The following is a 17,127-nucleotide window of genomic DNA, read 5'->3' on the forward strand; positions in this document are numbered from 1 at the left end:
TATTTTGCCTTACCGGGCAAAGGGTCTTTGCGTGAGCAGGCAAAGAGGTTATGGAAATAGCAGTACCTGTTCAGGAAGGTAACTGCTGCGAATCCTCCATTCCTGCGGATAAAGGTTGTTTGCACGGTTTCCCAGATGTTTGACAAAACCGAGCGGGAAGCCTTTGTAACAGACTAATACATATCCTTTCTCTATCTCCGGAGGAAGAACCAATGCTTCTTTTTTCAGGTATTTGACGGCTTCTTCCCAACTGATCTCTACACAGGTAAAAGCCGTTTTGTCCAGTGCCGTGCTCAATGCCAGTGAGTGAGCCGGTAAGATGTCTTTCCCTTTCAGTTCGCCTACGCGTATGCCGGCAGATACGATACGTAACTGACCGGACAGGATTTGCCAGGTGTCATGATGGGCGGCAGGCAGGGCTTGCAGGATGTCGCCCGACACTTCTATCCGGAACGTCTCCGGATTCTGTATCCAGTGGCTTACCTGAGGCGGGACGGCAGGAGCTGCTTTCCCTTTCTCTTTCTTGCTTTTTCCTTTCAGACGAATTTCTTCTATCTCACCGGGGGCTTTGCGCAAAACGGCGAGGAAGAAACCTTCCCCTTTTGTTTTGTGCGGGAAGAAGCGGTAAACCGGGTGGTCGTAATGCAGAGGACCGGTGATCTGCCATTCTTCTTTGACCGGAATAGTCAGGGCTTCCGCTCCCAATTCTTCCTGTATGTAATGTATATTGTCCTCGTCTTCCTCGGTGTTGTACGTACAGGTACTGTAAATGAGCAGTCCGCCGGGTTTGAGTGCATTCCAGATATCGTGGATGATGCGGCGCTGGCGGGCGGCACACAGGTTTACGTTTGCCACACTCCACTCGCCGGTGCTGTCGGTATCTTTGCGGAACATGCCTTCGCCGGAACAGGGCACGTCGGTGACGATGACATCGAAGAGATGTGTCAGACGGCCTATCTCTTCCGGGTCGTTGTTGGTAACGATGCTGTTCGGATTACCCCACTTGGTGATATTTTCTGCCAGGATATTACTGCGTGTACGGATCACTTCGTTGCTGACCAGCAGGCTTCCTTCGGGTAAAAGACTCAGCAGATGGGTGGATTTACCGCCCGGTGCAGCACAGAGGTCCAGGCATTTGACCGGTTCGCTGACAAACGTACGGATGGCTTGCTCCAGGAACATCGATGATGCTTCCTGCACATAATAGGCTCCGGCATGAAACAGCGGGTCGAACGTAAACGAAAGACGTTGGGGCAGGTAATAGCCGGTTTCGCTCCAGGCAACCGGTGGGGTTGCGGGTGCCCCAGTCCCTTTGCGCTGATTGATACGGATACTGACGGGAACGTCCGCTTGCAATGCGGCTTCCAGTTTGTCATATTCTTCGCCTAGTAAAGCACGGGTGCGTGCGATAAATTCGATAGGAAGTGCCATCTTATTCTGTTTGTTTGGTGCAAAAGTACTAACTTTGCAGAAAACTAACAGTATGCAAGCATCGCTTTTCCTTATACCGGTTACATTGGGGGATACCGAGCATCGTCGGGTCCTGCCGGAATATAATCGTGAAATAATCCTTCAGATCAGACATTTTATTGTTGAAAATATACGTACTGCACGTCGTTTTCTGAAAAAGACGGAGCCTTCCATTGTCATTGATGACCTGACTTTTTATGAGTTGAATAAGCACACTTCTCCGGAAGATGTGGCGGGTTATCTGGCTCCTTTGGCGAAAGGTGAACATGTGGGGGTTATTTCGGAGGCGGGTTGTCCGGCAGTTGCCGATCCGGGAGCGGATGTGGTAGCGATTGCGCAGCGGAAGAATTATCCGGTCGTGCCGTTGGTGGGACCGTCTTCCATTCTGATGTCGGTAATGGCTTCCGGTTTCAACGGGCAGAGTTTCGCTTTTCACGGGTATCTGCCTATCGATGCGTCGGAGCGTACCAATACGATCAAGAAGCTGGAGGGGCGCATCTATTCGGAAAATCAGACACAACTTTTTATCGAGACGCCTTATCGCAATAACAAGCTGGCTGAGGAGCTGATCCGTACCTGCCGTCCGTCTACCAAGCTGTGCATCGCTTCGGATATCACGTGTGAAGATGAATACATTCATACGCGTCCGGTAAAAGATTGGGCAGGGAAAGTACCCGACCTGAGTAAAAAACCGACTATTTTCTTAATCTATAAATAATCTCTTATGGCAACTTATCAGGCACACGAGACAGCAGTGATCGATCCCGGCTGTACGATCGGGGATGATACCCGTATCTGGCATTTCTCACATATCATGTCGGGTTGTACGATCGGCGAACGGTGTAATATCGGACAGAATGTTGTTATCTCACCGGAAGTTGTTTTGGGAAATAACGTGAAGGTGCAGAACAATGTGTCTGTTTATACAGGGGTGACTTGTGAGGATGATGTTTTCTTAGGTCCCAGCTGCGTCTTTACGAACGTTATCAATCCCCGAAGTGCCGTCAGCCGGAAAGACCGGTATATGAAAACGCATGTCGGTAAAGGGGCGACTATCGGGGCGAATGCTACGATTGTCTGCGGACATAATATAGGGGCGTATGCTTTGATTGGTGCAGGAGCGGTTGTGACTAAGGAAATTCCGCCTTATGCCCTGGTTGTTGGTAATCCATCCAAACAGATAGGCTGGGTGAGTGAGTATGGTCATCGACTGTATTTTGACGGAGATGGCTTTGCTGTCTGTCCGGAAAGCGGGGAGAAGTATCAGTTGAAGGATAATCAGGTAATTCGTATCAAGTAAAAATGAAAAAGGCGAAAGAGATTCCGCCTTTTCTATATCTTATTTCTTGTAAATCATTATTTCTCATGCAACCATCTTTGGCCTTTAGGTGTCAATAGCCAAATAAAGAAAATTATACATGGAACAGTTAGTGTAATACATAAATAGACAAATCCCATAATTTACTCCTTTCCTTTTAAAAATAATAATAGACTAAGACTTGTAAGAACTATAACTGCAAATAATCCGAATACAAAGATAATCATTTTATCAATATTAAAACTTAATACATTCGTTAAAATGATACCTCCGAATATCAACTTGGTGAGGTCGCTAATGTATTTGCTAGCTTCCAAATAGATCGCTTTTTGGGTCTTTTTGTTTACTTTGGGAAGTAAACCGGATGTGTTAGGCATCTTCCGCCGATGAATTGTTGTAACATTTTTCATAGTTGATAGTTGTTTTGTTAATACTTTGGCAAATATATAAAAAGAAAGGCGGATAATCATCATCCGCCTTATAAAAAATCTCTTAGCAAGCCTTTAAACTCATGTCGAGACTCTTGACTGAATGGGTCAACGCTCCGACAGAGATAAAGTCGACACCGCATTCAGCATAGTCACGCAGTGTATCGAATGTGATACCGCCGGATGATTCTGTCTCGTAGCGTCCGCCGATCATTTCGACTGCCTTTTTGGTGTCTTCGATATTGAAGTTGTCCAGCATGATGCGGTCGATACCTCCAACGTTCATTGCTTGCTGCAATTCGTCGAAGTTACGTACTTCTATTTCAATCTTCAGGTTTTTGCCTTTTTCTTTCAAGTAGTTCTGTGCGCGGGTGATGGCCTGTTCGATGCCGCCGGCAAAGTCTACGTGATTGTCTTTCAGTAGGATCATATCGAATAGCCCGATACGGTGATTAACGCCGCCGCCGATCTTAACGGCATCTTTCTCCATCATACGCATACCCGGAGTCGTTTTACGAGTATCCAATACGCGGGTTTTAGTACCTTCCAGTGCTTTTACATATTTGCGGGTTGTCGTTGCAATACCGCTCATACGCTGCATAACGTTCAGCATCAGGCGTTCTGTCTGCAACAGCGACTGCGTTTTTCCTTCTACAGTAAAAGCGATATCACCTTTCTTTACTTCTGCACCGTCATTAATAAAGATAGTCATTTTTAGTTCCGGGTCGAAGTCATGGAAGATGCGTTTTGCCATTTCAACGCCGGCCAATACGCCATCTTCTTTAATGATAAGCTGGCTCTTTCCCATAGCTGTTTCGGGAATACAGCATAAAGTTGTATGATCGCCGTCGCCGATATCTTCGGCAAACGCTAATTTAATTAAGTCGTCGATTAATTGATCCATTTGTTATTCTATTCTGATTGATTGTATAATCGCTTTGTCGCCGTCGGCACGGTACGTAATGTTTACACGATATTCGCCCGAGGCGGTCGGAAGTTTGCCGACAAAGAACCCGGCATCTTTTTTATCTGCGTGATGAACTACGGAAAAACCTGTAGGTTTATTGCTACCAAAGAACGTAGAAAGCATCTTAACAGCTTCGCTTCCGTTGCATTTCTTGGAAGAGCCGGGCAAGGCTATGTCTACTTCCTGGTCCATCGCTCCTGTCAGTGAAGAGGCATTTCCTCCTTTGAAGGCATTTGATATAGGAGTAATATCGGCTGCCATGACGCTCAAAAATGAGAGTATCAATGCCAATGTAAGTAATAATCGTTTCATAAGCTATCTCCTCTTTTTATGAGTTTTCTGATGCAAAGGTATGTATTTTTCCTGTAAATTAGCGCCTTCAATACTAATAATGTAAACGAATGAAAATTGCACTGGTCGTAATAGGTAAAACGGATGCCGGCTATTTTGTGGAGGCAATCAATGAATACAAAAACCGTTTAGTCCATTACATCCCATTTGAGATGGAGGTTATTCCGGATATAAAGAACGTGAAGAATTTGTCGGAATCACAGCAAAAAGAAAAGGAAGGAGAACTGATTTTAAAGGCATTACAGGCTGGCGATCAGTTGGTTTTGCTGGATGATAAGGGTAAAGAGTTTACTTCGATGCAATTCTCTGCTTATATTGAAAGGAAGATGCATACGGTTTCGAAGCGCCTGGTCTTTGTTGTCGGCGGCCCTTATGGATTCAGTGAGGCTGTTTATAAAGCCGCTTCAGAAAAGATTTCATTAAGCAAAATGACCTTCTCGCATCAGATGATCCGTTTAATCTTTGTAGAACAGATTTACCGGGCAATGACAATCTTGAATAATGAGCCTTACCATCATGAATAGTTGACAAGTGACAGTTGACAGATAAATTTCGTATTCGAGTTTCAAACTGTCAATTGTCACTTGTCAACTGTCTTACTCTCTTGTTTTTTGGAGCAACAGATAATCTAATAGCGTCATTGCCGTCATCGATTCCACAATGGGAACGGCGCGAGGCAGAACGCATGGGTCATGACGTCCGCGAGCTTTCAGGATAGTATCTTCACCATCCATATTAACGGTTTCCTGTTCCATAAGGATGGTTGCTACCGATTTGAATGCAACGCGGAAATAAATATCCTGACCGTTGGAAATACCCCCCTGTATACCTCCTGAATTATTTGTACGGGTATTGATATGTCCGTTGTCATTAAAGAAACGGTCGTTACGTTCGGAACCGCGGTAAAGAGCTGCATTAAATCCGTCACCGTATTCGAACCCTTTCACTGCATTGATTGTTAGCATGGCGTGTCCTAAAGCCGCATGCAGCTTACCAAATACAGGTTCTCCCAGTCCGACAGGCGTACCTTTTACCACACAAGTAATTACACCACCGATCGTGTCGCCTTTCGACTTCACTTCTGCAATCAGCTTTTCCATTTCGGCTGCTTTCTCCGGATCGGGACATCTTACTGCATTTTCTTCTGTCAGATTCAGATCATAATCTTTATAAGTACCATCCAGTTTGATAGGGCCGACCTGTGAGGTGAATGCCTGTATATTTATACCTGTCTGGCGTAGTGCAAGCTTGGCAATTGCTCCGGCAACACATCGGGCTATCGTTTCACGAGCCGACGAACGTCCGCCTCCTTTAGGATCACGGATACCATACTTCATCTGATAAGTATAGTCTGCATGTGAAGGGCGATAAACCGTTTTCATATTGTCGTAATCAGACGAATGCTGGTTTTTATTCCAGATAATGAATCCGATCGGTGTTCCGGTAGTTTTTCCTTCATAAACACCGGATAGGAATTGTACTTCGTCGTCTTCCTTACGCGGGGTTGTGATCCTTGACTGGCCTGGTTTACGACGATTCAACTCTTGCTGGATAAAGTCTGTATCCAGTTCGATACCAGCCGGACATCCATCTATAACACCTCCGATACCCGGACCATGTGACTCGCCGAACGAGGTTAATCTGTATATATTTCCGAATGTATTCACCTTAGTAATTGAAAATTGAAAGTGGAAAATTGAAAAATATAAAGAAGCCAAATTGATAACACAAAAAATGGAAAAGTATCATATCACAGATAATTTTCCATTTTCAATTATCAATTTTCAATTATTTAGTGGCAGCTACCACATCCGCAACCACCTTCGTGATTGTGATCACCGCAATCGCTTCCACAGTCGTCGCATCCGCAACCGCATCCGCCAACGGGAGCTGACAAAGCTGCAATTTCTTCTGCTGTCGGTTCGTGAACGTCAATAACTTCACCGCTGAAGTGTAAGGTTTCGCCTGCCAACGGATGGTTGAAGTCCATCACAACAACATCGTCTTTTACTTCTAGAACAGAACCGTTCAGGCGGTTGCCGTTTGAATCCATCATAGGAACGGTGTTACCTTCCTTAATAACCTCTGAATCGAATTTACCTTCTACTTCAAAGATATTTTTCGGCAGATCCAAAACATGATCTTCCACATATTCTCCGTATGCGTCGGCAGGAGCGATAGAGAAGTCGAACTTGTCACCTACTTCAAGACCTTTCAAAGCATCTTCGAAAGCAGGAAGCATGGCGCCTGTTCCAAAGATGAATTTTAAGGGAGCTTCTGCAACTGCTTTTTCCATCAACTCGCGCTCTTCACCTTCTCCTACGTTCAGGTCGTATGTAACCGCAACGAATTTATTTGCTGTAATTTTCATTTTTATATTGTATTTGTAATAAATAAAACGAGACAAATTTACGTATAATTTCCGAGTTTATCAGGTTATTCTTTTAAAAATAAAGGTATGTAATGTTTTCAGAGAGAATATAACTATCTTTGTCCCATGAAATAAAAGATGTTGTACTTACTTCTATATGTGACAGTGTTTGCCGATAGATAAATAAAAGTGTTTACTAAATGTGGTTTTCTAAATTGACTAACTATTTCTTTCCTGACGGATCGGAGAGCAGGAAATTGATAGGTTTGTTTTTTGTTTTTTTGTTTCTGAAGTTTATGTGGCTTAATTTGCTTTGGTGCATGCTGTCTACATTTACTCCATTTTCTAAAATAGAAACTTATCTGGATACTATACTGGTCTCTTTGATTTTACTGTTACCCTTGATTTGCTTTCGTGCGGTAAAGACAACGTTGGTCATATTCGTTTTACTGGATGGTTTGTTTGTTGCAAACCTGATGTATTTTCGTACTTATTTTACAGCAATACCCCTGGATAGTTACCTTTTGGCCGGTAACTTGTCTGATTTCTCCAGTAGTGTTATTGATTCCTGCAGAGTGGTTGATTTGTTCTTCCCTTTGTCGACGATTGCCGCCGGTATTTTGTGGTGGCGTAATTTCCGGAAGCCGGAGGATAAACAGGTTAGAAAGGAGCGAAAGAGATATTCGATTGCCCGTTACGTACTCCTGATTCTTTTGGTAGCATTGATTCCGGCTATTCGTCTTTGGAGTCAGAACGGATTTAAGGCTGCTTATGAAAGATTGCAGGATGCTTATTTGCATACCTGTAATGTACCGATGTATACGATATTCGGCTCTCTTTATTATGATTATACCTGCGATCAGATCGTTTATACGGAAGATATCAAAAATGATATCGACTCCTGGCTAGCCAGGAAGACGGATTGCAAATCCGTCTTGCCCCACGTGTATGCGAAAGATAATTGTGTTATTATCCTGGCGGAATCGCTGGAAAGCTGGGTGTTGAATAAGACTGTCGAAGGACAGGAGATCACGCCGAACCTGAACAGGATACTGCGAGATTCGTCGGTTATTTATGCACCTCATGTTTTATCACAGGTAAAAGGAGGTCGTTCTATTGATGCCCAGCTATTGATGTGTACAGGACTTTTGCCTATTAATTCCGGCCCTTATAGCATTAAGTTTCCGGAATCATATTATCCTTCCCTCGTAAAAGCCTTTAAAGAGAAACATAAGAATGCCCGGGCATACAGTTTGACGGTGGATAAGCCCATGGTTTGGAACCAATGTATAATCGCTCCGGTGTTGGGGTATGATAGCCTGGTTTCGAAAAGCAGTTTTATACAGGAAGAGCCTGTCGGTTCGCGTAGACAGGTAGGCGACCGTGCTTTCCTGCGTCAGTGTCTGAGTAAAATGAAGAAAAATGAAGTTTGGAGCGATTCCGGGAATACACTGGTTCAATGCGTAACCTATTCCGGTCATAATCCTTTTATTTTGCCGGATTCGTTGAAGAAAGTCTTTTTTTCTGAGGATGTACCCGATGTATTGAATCGCTATATGACGATGGCCAATTATACAGACCGTGCTATAGGAGAGTTTATATCCAGGCTCAAATCTGATAAGCGTTTTGAAAATACGTTAGTTGTGATCATGGGAGACCATGAAGCTTTGGGTACGGTTCGGAAAGAACTGTGCAGTGATCCGGTGGGAAAGAATATCCTGTCGGATAAGGCTTTTGTTCCGCTTATCATTTTGAATGCGCCGTCTAATATGTATTACGGAAAAGTGATGGGACAGATAGATGTCTATCCGACATTGCTTGATTTATTGGGATTGAACGATTATTGGTGGAAAGGACTCGGCGAGAGTATCTTTAATCCGCAGAAACCGGATTTCGATGTCGACTCTCAGTTGAATATAGTAGGAGATACGGCGGGCATCCCGGATGAAGAAGTTCGCATGGCTAAAAAAGCCTGGGAGATTTCAGATTTGATTATCCGCTATGACTACTTGGGACGGAAGCTGAATGTGAAAGAATGATCTATCTACAGATATATGAAAAACCCTGTTTTATACATGCTAAAACAGGGTTTTCTTCATAGAATATCTACCTTTCTTTTTTATTTTTTATCGACCGCTTTCTTCAATGCATTCAGTGCTGTTTCGAGAACGGAACGCGGACAACCTACATTTAGGCGCATATGCCCTTCACCGCCCGGTCCGAACATACTTCCGTCATTTAATAATAGACCGGCTTTATCCTGAAACAGGCTGACCAGTTGTTCTTGGCTCAGTTTCAAGTCGCGGCAATCCAGCCAGACAAGAAATGAAGCTTGCGGAGGATATACCTTTATCTTCGGCAACTTCGTTTTAAAGAATTCGTCTACGAAGCGGACATTCTCCATTACATACATGCGCATTTGTTGCAGCCATTCGGCTCCGTAGGTATAAGCCGCTTCGGTTGCTGTGTAAGCAAAGATTGTACCGTCGCCTAATTCCCCAGCTTCCAGGAATTCATAAAACTCTTTCCGGATTTTATCGTTAGGTACAATCGAGTAGGAGGTGACGATCCCTGCAATATTGAAAGTCTTGCTGGGAGCCATAAAAGTGATGCTGCAATTGGCCGCAGCTTCTGAAACAGTGGCAAAAGGATGATGTGTGAATTGCGGATAAGCCATTTCCGCATGTATCTCGTCTGAAATCACCAATAGATTATGTTTGGCACAAATATCAGCCAGTTTAACTAAGGTGTCTTTCTTCCAGACGATGCCGCCCGGATTATGCGGGTTGCAGAGGATAAGGACTTTACAATGTTCATCGATCACGGATTCGAGTTGTTCGAAATCCATTTCGTAAGCGCCGTTCACGAGTTTGAGCGGATTGTTGACCACTTCACGTTTCATGCTTTCCGGTACGATACGGAAAGGGTGATATACGGGAGGTTGAATGATTACTTTGTCACCGGGTTTGGTAAAACATTGAATAACAAAACCGATTCCTTTGACGATTCCCGGAATATAGCTGAGCCATTCCCGTTTGATCTTCCATTTTTGTTTATAATCTACCCATTCAATAATACTGTTGTAGTAAGAATCTGAGCCGAAAGTGTAACCGAATATCTCGTGCTCCAGGCGTTTCTTGATTGCGTCGACAATGAAGTCCGGGGTCCGGAAATCCATATCGGCAACCCATAGAGGAAGAAGATCCTCCTTACCATACCGCTCTTTCAGGCCGTCGTATTTGACGCAATTGGTGCCGCGGCGTTCAATTACTTCATCGAAGTTGTATTGTTTCATTTTATATTAGTTCAGTTTTTGTCGATTGATCGGGGGCAAAGATAATAATTATATATGCAAAAACATCAAAAAAACATCCACAGCTCTTTTTCAGCTTTTTGCAAGCGGACAATTGGCATTATCTCTTGTACGGAACTGATTGGTTTGTGGTTTTTTATTTTGATATTTCTGATATTTTTCGCTACTTCGCATTAGTTATGGAATTACCAGAGGAGAGACATATTTTAGAGGAGATCGCTGAAGGAAACGTAAATGCTTTCGAACGACTTTTTTTCTGTCATCAGCCCAGGTTGGTGAACTTCCTTGTCGGTCTGACACACGATAAGGAGGTCAGTCGTGATATTGCCCAGGATTTGTTTCTTTCATTATGGAAAGACCGTGAAAAACTGAAGGAGGTAAACTCCTTTTCCTCTTATCTTTTTCAGATGGCTCGTTTTACAGTGTATGACTATTTTGACCGTTTGGCTGTATCGGAGAAGTATACGAATGAATTTTTATTAGAAGCTTCCATTTCTCAATCGGACGAGGAAGCTATCTTTGCACATGAACTACAAAATATTATCAACCGGACTGTCGAACAAATGTCTCCCCAGCGGAAACGGATCTATCAGATGAGCCGTGAACAAGGTTTGTCGAATGATGAGATTGCTTCTCATTTGGGGATCAGTAAACGTACTGTGGAAAACCATCTGACAGCAGCCCTTGCCATTCTTCGCAAGGTTCTTTATCTTTTTTTTCTTACTTATTTGAGTTAAGAGACTACGACCCTAAAACTGTTTCACCCTAGTGAAACAGTTGTTTCATTACGAAGAAACACTTGTTCCATTAGGGTGAAACACTTTCAACGATGCTACCCGTTAGTTCCGGAATCAAAATATTTTCAAAAAAAGTTCATTGTTGATTGTGTGTGTCGTTGCCGTTAACCTACTTCAATATAAAGACGGATATTTTATGGAAGAAAACAACAAGACAAAACAACTCATGCGACTATATTTCGGAAAACATTTTTCCCGATACGGACGTATCTTGTTTGGGCGTTGGCTGAAAGCGGATGATGAAAGATCGCAAAAGTTGGAGGCGTTGCAGGATATCTGGAAGGAAACAGATGCGGAAGCGACAGAATCTACGCATCGTGACTGGATGGCTTTGCAAAAACAGTTGTTGACAGAACCGGCTCAAAAACGTACAATCCCTTTGTACCGTCAGGTGTTTAAATATGCAGCTGTTATTGTACTGATGTTGATGACTGCCGGTACGACTTATTGGGCGACCGATCGTTTTAAGCCTGTCCGTCATGTAGAAATGGCTCAGATATTTGTTCCTTACGGGGAAAGTAAAGAGGTTTTATTGCCTGATGGCTCAAAAGTGTGGGTCGATGCCGGTTCTTTGCTGGTCTATCCGAAAGATTTTACGGATACTGATACACGTACGGTTTATCTTACGGGCGAAGCAGCATTTTCCGTTCAAAAGAATCCGGCACAACCATTTATAGTGAAAACAACTTATCTGGATGTGCAGGCACTGGGAACTGTCTTTACTGTAGAAGCTTATCCGAGCGATTCCTGCTCGATGACTACGTTGGAAGAAGGGAGTGTGCTTGTTTCAGTCAATGATGAAGGCATAGAACCTACTTTGTTAAATCCGGATCAGCAATTGATCTATTCCCATACGGCTCATACCGTAACAGTTCATGCTGTCGATGCATCCATGTATCATATGGAAAGGGATGGTTACCTGATTTTCGAAAATATTCCGTTCAATCGTCTGATGGCTTCTTTGGAGCGTAAGTTTAACGTGACGATCCATTATAATTCACAGAAGTATGCCGGTGAATGTTATAATGTGAAATTCTCTCCGAATGAGAATCTGGACGATGTGCTGAATGTGCTGCGGCAATTGGTTGGCATACGTTATACGGTGAAAGGGAAAGTGGTATTTATAAACTAAAATAGAGGAGGATACAGATATGAACAAAAGAAAACCGGAAAGACAGAAAGTGCGAAAATCCCTCTTTCCGGAATTCGAAATCGAATCTTGAACATCATTGGATTGACGAGTAAATCGTCTGGTTTTATTAATATTCAATTTTCAAATGTACAAATATATGAAATTAACTAATCTAATACCTATAAATAACAGAAAAAGTATATCTAAGCTGTTATTGGTAACAGCTTTATCTTCTTGCAGTTTTTGGGGCTATGCACAGCAACAACAGGTGCGCCTGACAGGGAATAATGTAACATTGAAGACTGCCTTCAAACAGATAGAGCAACAAACAAAATTGTTTGTAGACTATAATACTCAGGAAGTAAATGATTCCCGTCTCATTTCAAAATTACCAAAGAACAGTAGCGTGAAAGAGGTTATGGAACAATTGCTGGAAGGAACCGGCTGTTCGATAGCGTTTAGTAACGGACATATTATTATTACAAAACAAGCTAAAGCAGTATCTGAAACTAAAAAGATCTCAGGTATTGTAAAAGATGAACGGGGAGAACCTGTTATAGGAGCGAATGTCGTGGTGAAAGGAACCACAAACGGAACTGTTACGGATATGGACGGAAAATACACTCTGGAAGTTCCGGTTGGTGGGGTGTTGCAAATATCCTACATCGGCTATAACACCCAGGAAGTGAAAGTCGGGAGTGTAAATGTCGTAAATATATCTCTCAGGGAAGATTCCGAAGCACTGGATGAGGTCGTGGTGATCGGTTATGGTACGGTAAAGAAAAGCGATTTGACAGGAGCTGTCGGTTCTGTACAGATGAAAGATGTGAGTCAGGTGGGCATTACCAGTGCCGACCGTGCTTTGCAAGGGCAGATTGCCGGTGTGCAGGTAAATGCCAGGACTGGTCAGCCGGGTGAAGCGATGATGATCCGTGTTCGTGGTAGCAACTCTTTGGCAGGTGGTAATGAGCCGCTTTATGTTATCGACGGCATGCCGGTAGAAAAGATGAATTCAGATATTAATCCGGAAGATATCTTATCTATGGAAGTGTTGAAAGATGCTTCTTCTACAGCTATTTATGGTTCGCGTGGAGCAAATGGAGTTGTTATGATTACAACTAAAAGAGGTAATACAGGAGCAACGACAATCGACTATAACGGATATGTCGGTGTTTCCATGTTGAGAAAGAAACTGGATTTGCTGGGTAAAGACGATTATATCGCAATGGTGAACGAAGTTTCTCAAAACGATGGAAAAGGTATTGCTATTACTCCGGACGAAGCAGCCTCGCTGGCTAATAATGATTGGCAGGATTTGGTGTATCAGACAGCTCTGACACACAGTCATCAGGTCTCTGTCTCAGGTGGTACCGAACAGACAAAGGTCTACTCTTCTTTGAATTATATGAACCAGGAAGGTATTATAAAAGGTTCTAATTACAATCGTTTTGCATTGCGTATCAATGGTGATCAGAAATTATCGAAGAAATTGTCGTTAAGTGCAAGTATCGCTTATTCATACGGAACTCAGAACACGGCAAACAGTAATGCCGATGGCGGTGGTGCTATAGCTTATACTGCTATGGTGATGCCTCCGATACAGGAGGTTAAAGATGCTGATGGAAAATATACTAATTTTACGGGAACTCCCTGGGGAGGAACTAACCCGGTAGGTATGTCTGAATTGTATAAAAGGGAAATTGTCAACTCCCGTCTGTTAGCTAATATGGCGCTTACTTATAATATTATCGATGGATTGACCTTTCGTGTGAATGCCGGTGCAGAAGTGAATTCCGAAGGTATCGACCGATATATTCCGATCGGTTTGTCCGCTGGAGGCAAATTGGATGGAGATGCTTCTAAAGAGAAAGCGAATTATTACACTATTATCAATGAGAATATTCTGACTTACGATAAGAAGTTTAATAAGAATCATGCTTTGAACCTGATGGGAGGTATCACTTTCCAGACATATCAATATGATAAGTTGACAGGATCGGGAACCGGTTTTCTGCGTGATGTATATGAAACCAATAATTTAGGGGTTGCTTCAACTCCCGGAACACCTTCTTCCGGTTTTAAAGATTACCGGATGGTTTCTTTCTTAGGACGTGCCAATTATAATCTGATGGAAAAATATCTGTTGACTGTAACGGCTCGTTATGACGGTTCTTCCAAATTCAGTAAGAATCATAAATTTGCCTTTTTCCCTTCTGCTGCATTAGCCTGGCGTGTTTCGGAAGAAGAGTTCATGAAAGAGATCGATTGGCTGAGCAACCTGAAGTTGCGTGGCAGTATCGGACAAACCGGTAACCAATCTATCGATCCTTATCAGACTTTTGCCCAGTTGGGGACATCTGCACCTATTTTTGGAAATGGCAAGGATATAGGTTTTAATTTGTCTTCCATGGCAAATGATAATCTGAAATGGGAAACTACCACACAAACTGATATCGGGGTTGATTTTGGATTTTTCTCTAACCGTTTGAATATCGGATTTGACTATTATTGGAAACAGACACGTGACTTGTTGTATAAAGCAACGTTGCCTCCTTCTTCCGGTTATTCTTCTATGTTGAGGAATTTAGGACGTATTGATAATAAGGGATTTGAAATTTCGATCAATACGATTAATATGAAGGGAAAAGTAAACTGGACCACTAATTTGAACATTACATCTAATAAATCGATTGTAAAAGATTTGGGTACGGATGTATATGGAAACAAAATTCAACGAATCGATGCTCCTATCAGTGGAGGAAACTGGTTCCCTTTGTTTGTCGGGAAAGCCCCGTTCCAGTTGTATGGATATGAGATTGAAGGTATTTATCAAACTGACGAAGAAGCTCGTCTGAATGGAGAGGCTACCAAGAAGGCCGGCGATTACCGATATAAAGATACCGATGGGAAGGCCGGTATTACAACAGGTGATAAAACCATTATTGCTAACACACAACCTAAGTTTACTTTTGGTTTGACCAATACGATCAATTGGAATAATTTTGAGTTTTCTTTCCTGATGATCGGTAGTATAGGTGGAGATATCGTAAACGAATTTAACAAGAGTATCACAAATATTGGTGGAACATGGAATATACGTAAAGACGTATGGGAAAATCACTGGACGCCGGAACATCCGAATGCTAAATATGCACGTGCTTCTGCTTCTACAAAAGATTATTTGGCTTTTGGCGATCCTAACTCTATTTGGGTGGAAAATGGTTCGTATCTGCGATTCAAAGATATTAAACTGGCATATACATTACCGACACAGTGGTTTTCCGGTACACATAAACCGAATATTTCGTTGTATGTGAGCGGACAGAATCTGATTACGATTACAAGCTATTCACATTATGACCCGGAAGCATCGTGGATGTCTTCTGCCGTGAACGGATGGGATAGAGGCGTTTATCCGTCTTCGAAATCATTTACTTTGGGTTTACAGGTTAAATTTTAATACGTATTATAAGTATGAAAACACTGATTAAAAATATATTACTGGCTGTGCCGGTTATTTTATCTACTTCTTGTTCCAGTTGGCTGGAAGAAGAACCGAAAACATTTATTGCTCCTTCTTCTTTCTATAAGACAGTGGAAGATTTTGACGGTGCATTGAAAGGTTTGTATCCCCAGGGACAAAATCTGAATCTGACGGAAGTTTTTGCCGATTATAATGATAAACCGGAATCGGCAGAACAGGTCGGAGATATTTGGGCGAATAATCCGGGATATGGTTTTTATGCATTCAGAAATGCGTGGTCGGGACCTTATGGTACGATTAAAAATACGAATATGATATTGGAGTCGATAGTCGATAAAGACTTTGCAGAGGAAACCAAGAATCGTATTATCGGTGAGGCTAAATGTTTGCGTGCCTGGTCTTATTTTACATTGGTCCAGTTCTTCGGAGATGTGCCTTTACGTGATAAAGTCGTTACCAGTGATGCGGATATTGCAATAGACCGTACGCCTCAGGCAGATATTTATAAATTTATCTTTGATGATATTCTGGATGCCGAACAAAAGGTGCCGGAAGAAGCACAGGAAATGGGGCGTGTCGATAAGTTTGTGGTGAAAGCTATGATGGCTCGTATGTATCTGACTTCGGCCGGTTTTCCGATGAATCAAAAAGAGAATTATGCAAAAGCGAAGGCAAAAGCGTTGGAAGTAATCAACAGCGGTAAATATTCTTTGATGCCGACATTCGATAAGGTATTCAAAACCGAACGTTACACGGCTGAAACTATTTGGGCACAGTTGTTTTCTGCTCCTGACAGTTATAGCGGCATGCATAAAGAATCTTCACCGATTGGAAGCCAGACTGCCTTGTATTTGCCGACGGATGCTTTTATTGCCGGTTTTGATAAAGGGGATATGCGTAAAGAGTGGGGAATTAAGCCTGAATATGTAAATGCTAAAGGGACTAAGGTGATCAGTCGTACTTATTATAATAAGTATATTAATGAAGAATATCTGGAACAGGAACTTCCGGCTTCAAATACAAGTATCCTGACATGGCAGACGCAATTGATCCGTTTGGCAGAAATGTACCTGATCGCAGCTGAGGCTGAAAATGAAATGAACGGACCGGCGGATGCTTATCAGTATATTAACGCTATTCGTAAACGTGCCCGTGTCGATCAGAATGATCCGACAAATGTACCGGATTTAAGCGGACTTAGTCAGGATCAGTTCCGGGAAGCTGTTTTGCTCGAACGTCAGCACGAATTGTATGAAGAAGGTTTTGCCTGGTTCGATATGAAGCGTACCCAGACTTTTGATAAGGTGCAAAAAGCACGTGGCGATAAAATGAATGTTCCCATCGGTGCTTACAACAATACCTGGTTAATACCTGACACGGAAATTCTGAACAATAATATTCCTCAGAATCCGGATTACAGATAATTAATGTAGAATACATGAAGGGCCGGTCTGATATATTTTATGGATTGGCCCTTCTTATATCCATATAGCGAG

At 42.6% G+C, this 17,127-nt stretch carries 15 protein-coding genes; 8 read left to right on the plus strand and 7 right to left on the minus strand.

Features of this window, described 5'->3' with window-relative positions:
- Window positions 1–48: 48 nt before the first annotated feature.
- Window positions 49–1,431, minus strand: coding sequence for a methyltransferase RsmF C-terminal domain-like protein (locus P3L47_RS11190; RefSeq protein WP_277780833.1), 1,383 nt, complete (start codon window positions 1,429–1,431; stop codon window positions 49–51).
- A 52-nt stretch (window positions 1,432–1,483) separates the two neighbouring features.
- Here P3L47_RS11190 and P3L47_RS11195 point away from each other — a divergent pair, with 52 nt between their 5' ends.
- Entirely contained in the window at window positions 1,484–2,188 is a 705-nt protein-coding gene (locus P3L47_RS11195) for an SAM-dependent methyltransferase (RefSeq protein WP_122360875.1), read from the plus strand.
- A 6-nt stretch (window positions 2,189–2,194) separates the two neighbouring features.
- On the plus strand, window positions 2,195–2,770 hold the full coding sequence (locus tag P3L47_RS11200) for an acyltransferase (RefSeq protein WP_277780834.1): 576 nt from the start codon (window positions 2,195–2,197) through the stop codon (window positions 2,768–2,770).
- 161 nt (window positions 2,771–2,931) lie between these two features.
- On the opposite strand, the gene P3L47_RS23670 is transcribed toward P3L47_RS11200, so the two are convergent.
- Genes P3L47_RS23670 through P3L47_RS11210 form a run of 3 tightly spaced genes read right to left on the minus strand, consistent with a single transcriptional unit; the run spans window position 2,932 to window position 4,495 of the window.
- Window positions 2,932–3,261: a DUF6722 family protein gene (locus P3L47_RS23670; RefSeq protein WP_345799044.1), complete on the minus strand. Its 330-nt coding sequence runs from the start codon at window positions 3,259–3,261 to the stop codon at window positions 2,932–2,934.
- 19 nt (window positions 3,262–3,280) lie between these two features.
- Window positions 3,281–4,120: a carboxylating nicotinate-nucleotide diphosphorylase gene (gene nadC, locus P3L47_RS11205; RefSeq protein ID WP_277780835.1), complete on the minus strand. Its 840-nt coding sequence runs from the start codon at window positions 4,118–4,120 to the stop codon at window positions 3,281–3,283.
- A 3-nt stretch (window positions 4,121–4,123) separates the two neighbouring features.
- Window positions 4,124–4,495, minus strand: a complete 372-nt coding sequence (locus P3L47_RS11210) for a DUF4783 domain-containing protein (protein WP_087880576.1) — start codon at window positions 4,493–4,495, stop codon at window positions 4,124–4,126.
- Window positions 4,496–4,584: 89 nt separating this feature from the next.
- On the opposite strand from P3L47_RS11210, the gene rlmH reads away from it, so the two are divergent.
- On the plus strand, window positions 4,585–5,058 hold the full coding sequence (rlmH, locus tag P3L47_RS11215) for a 23S rRNA (pseudouridine(1915)-N(3))-methyltransferase RlmH (protein WP_277780836.1): 474 nt from the start codon (window positions 4,585–4,587) through the stop codon (window positions 5,056–5,058).
- A 72-nt stretch (window positions 5,059–5,130) separates the two neighbouring features.
- Here rlmH and aroC read toward each other — a convergent pair whose 3' ends face one another.
- On the minus strand, window positions 5,131–6,201 hold the full coding sequence (gene aroC / locus P3L47_RS11220; protein WP_075556272.1) for a chorismate synthase: 1,071 nt from the start codon (window positions 6,199–6,201) through the stop codon (window positions 5,131–5,133).
- Window positions 6,202–6,326: 125 nt separating this feature from the next.
- Entirely contained in the window at window positions 6,327–6,905 is a 579-nt protein-coding gene (locus P3L47_RS11225; RefSeq protein ID WP_277780837.1) for an FKBP-type peptidyl-prolyl cis-trans isomerase, read from the minus strand.
- A 320-nt stretch (window positions 6,906–7,225) separates the two neighbouring features.
- Here P3L47_RS11225 and P3L47_RS11230 point away from each other — a divergent pair, with 320 nt between their 5' ends.
- Window positions 7,226–8,944, plus strand: a complete 1,719-nt coding sequence (locus tag P3L47_RS11230; RefSeq protein WP_277780838.1) for an LTA synthase family protein — start codon at window positions 7,226–7,228, stop codon at window positions 8,942–8,944.
- Window positions 8,945–9,024: 80 nt separating this feature from the next.
- Here P3L47_RS11230 and P3L47_RS11235 read toward each other — a convergent pair whose 3' ends face one another.
- A complete protein-coding gene (locus P3L47_RS11235) occupies window positions 9,025–10,200 on the minus strand; it encodes a MalY/PatB family protein (protein WP_277780839.1) in 1,176 nt (391 codons plus the stop codon).
- A 197-nt stretch (window positions 10,201–10,397) separates the two neighbouring features.
- Here P3L47_RS11235 and P3L47_RS11240 point away from each other — a divergent pair, with 197 nt between their 5' ends.
- From P3L47_RS11240 to P3L47_RS11255, 4 genes are all read left to right on the plus strand, one after another.
- Window positions 10,398–10,955 (plus strand): RNA polymerase sigma-70 factor, encoded by a 558-nt coding sequence (locus P3L47_RS11240; RefSeq protein ID WP_277780840.1) that lies wholly within the window; start codon window positions 10,398–10,400, stop codon window positions 10,953–10,955.
- Window positions 10,956–11,151: 196 nt separating this feature from the next.
- Window positions 11,152–12,147: a FecR family protein gene (locus tag P3L47_RS11245; protein ID WP_277780841.1), complete on the plus strand. Its 996-nt coding sequence runs from the start codon at window positions 11,152–11,154 to the stop codon at window positions 12,145–12,147.
- A gap of 157 nt (window positions 12,148–12,304) precedes the next feature.
- On the plus strand, window positions 12,305–15,607 hold the full coding sequence (locus P3L47_RS11250; protein WP_277780842.1) for a TonB-dependent receptor: 3,303 nt from the start codon (window positions 12,305–12,307) through the stop codon (window positions 15,605–15,607).
- 14 nt (window positions 15,608–15,621) lie between these two features.
- On the plus strand, window positions 15,622–17,055 hold the full coding sequence (locus P3L47_RS11255) for a RagB/SusD family nutrient uptake outer membrane protein (protein WP_233577017.1): 1,434 nt from the start codon (window positions 15,622–15,624) through the stop codon (window positions 17,053–17,055).
- Window positions 17,056–17,127 lie beyond the last annotated feature (72 nt).

Origin of the sequence: Parabacteroides chongii (assembly GCF_029581355.1) — a bacterium.
Classification (GTDB): Bacteria; Bacteroidota; Bacteroidia; order Bacteroidales; family Tannerellaceae; genus Parabacteroides; species Parabacteroides chongii.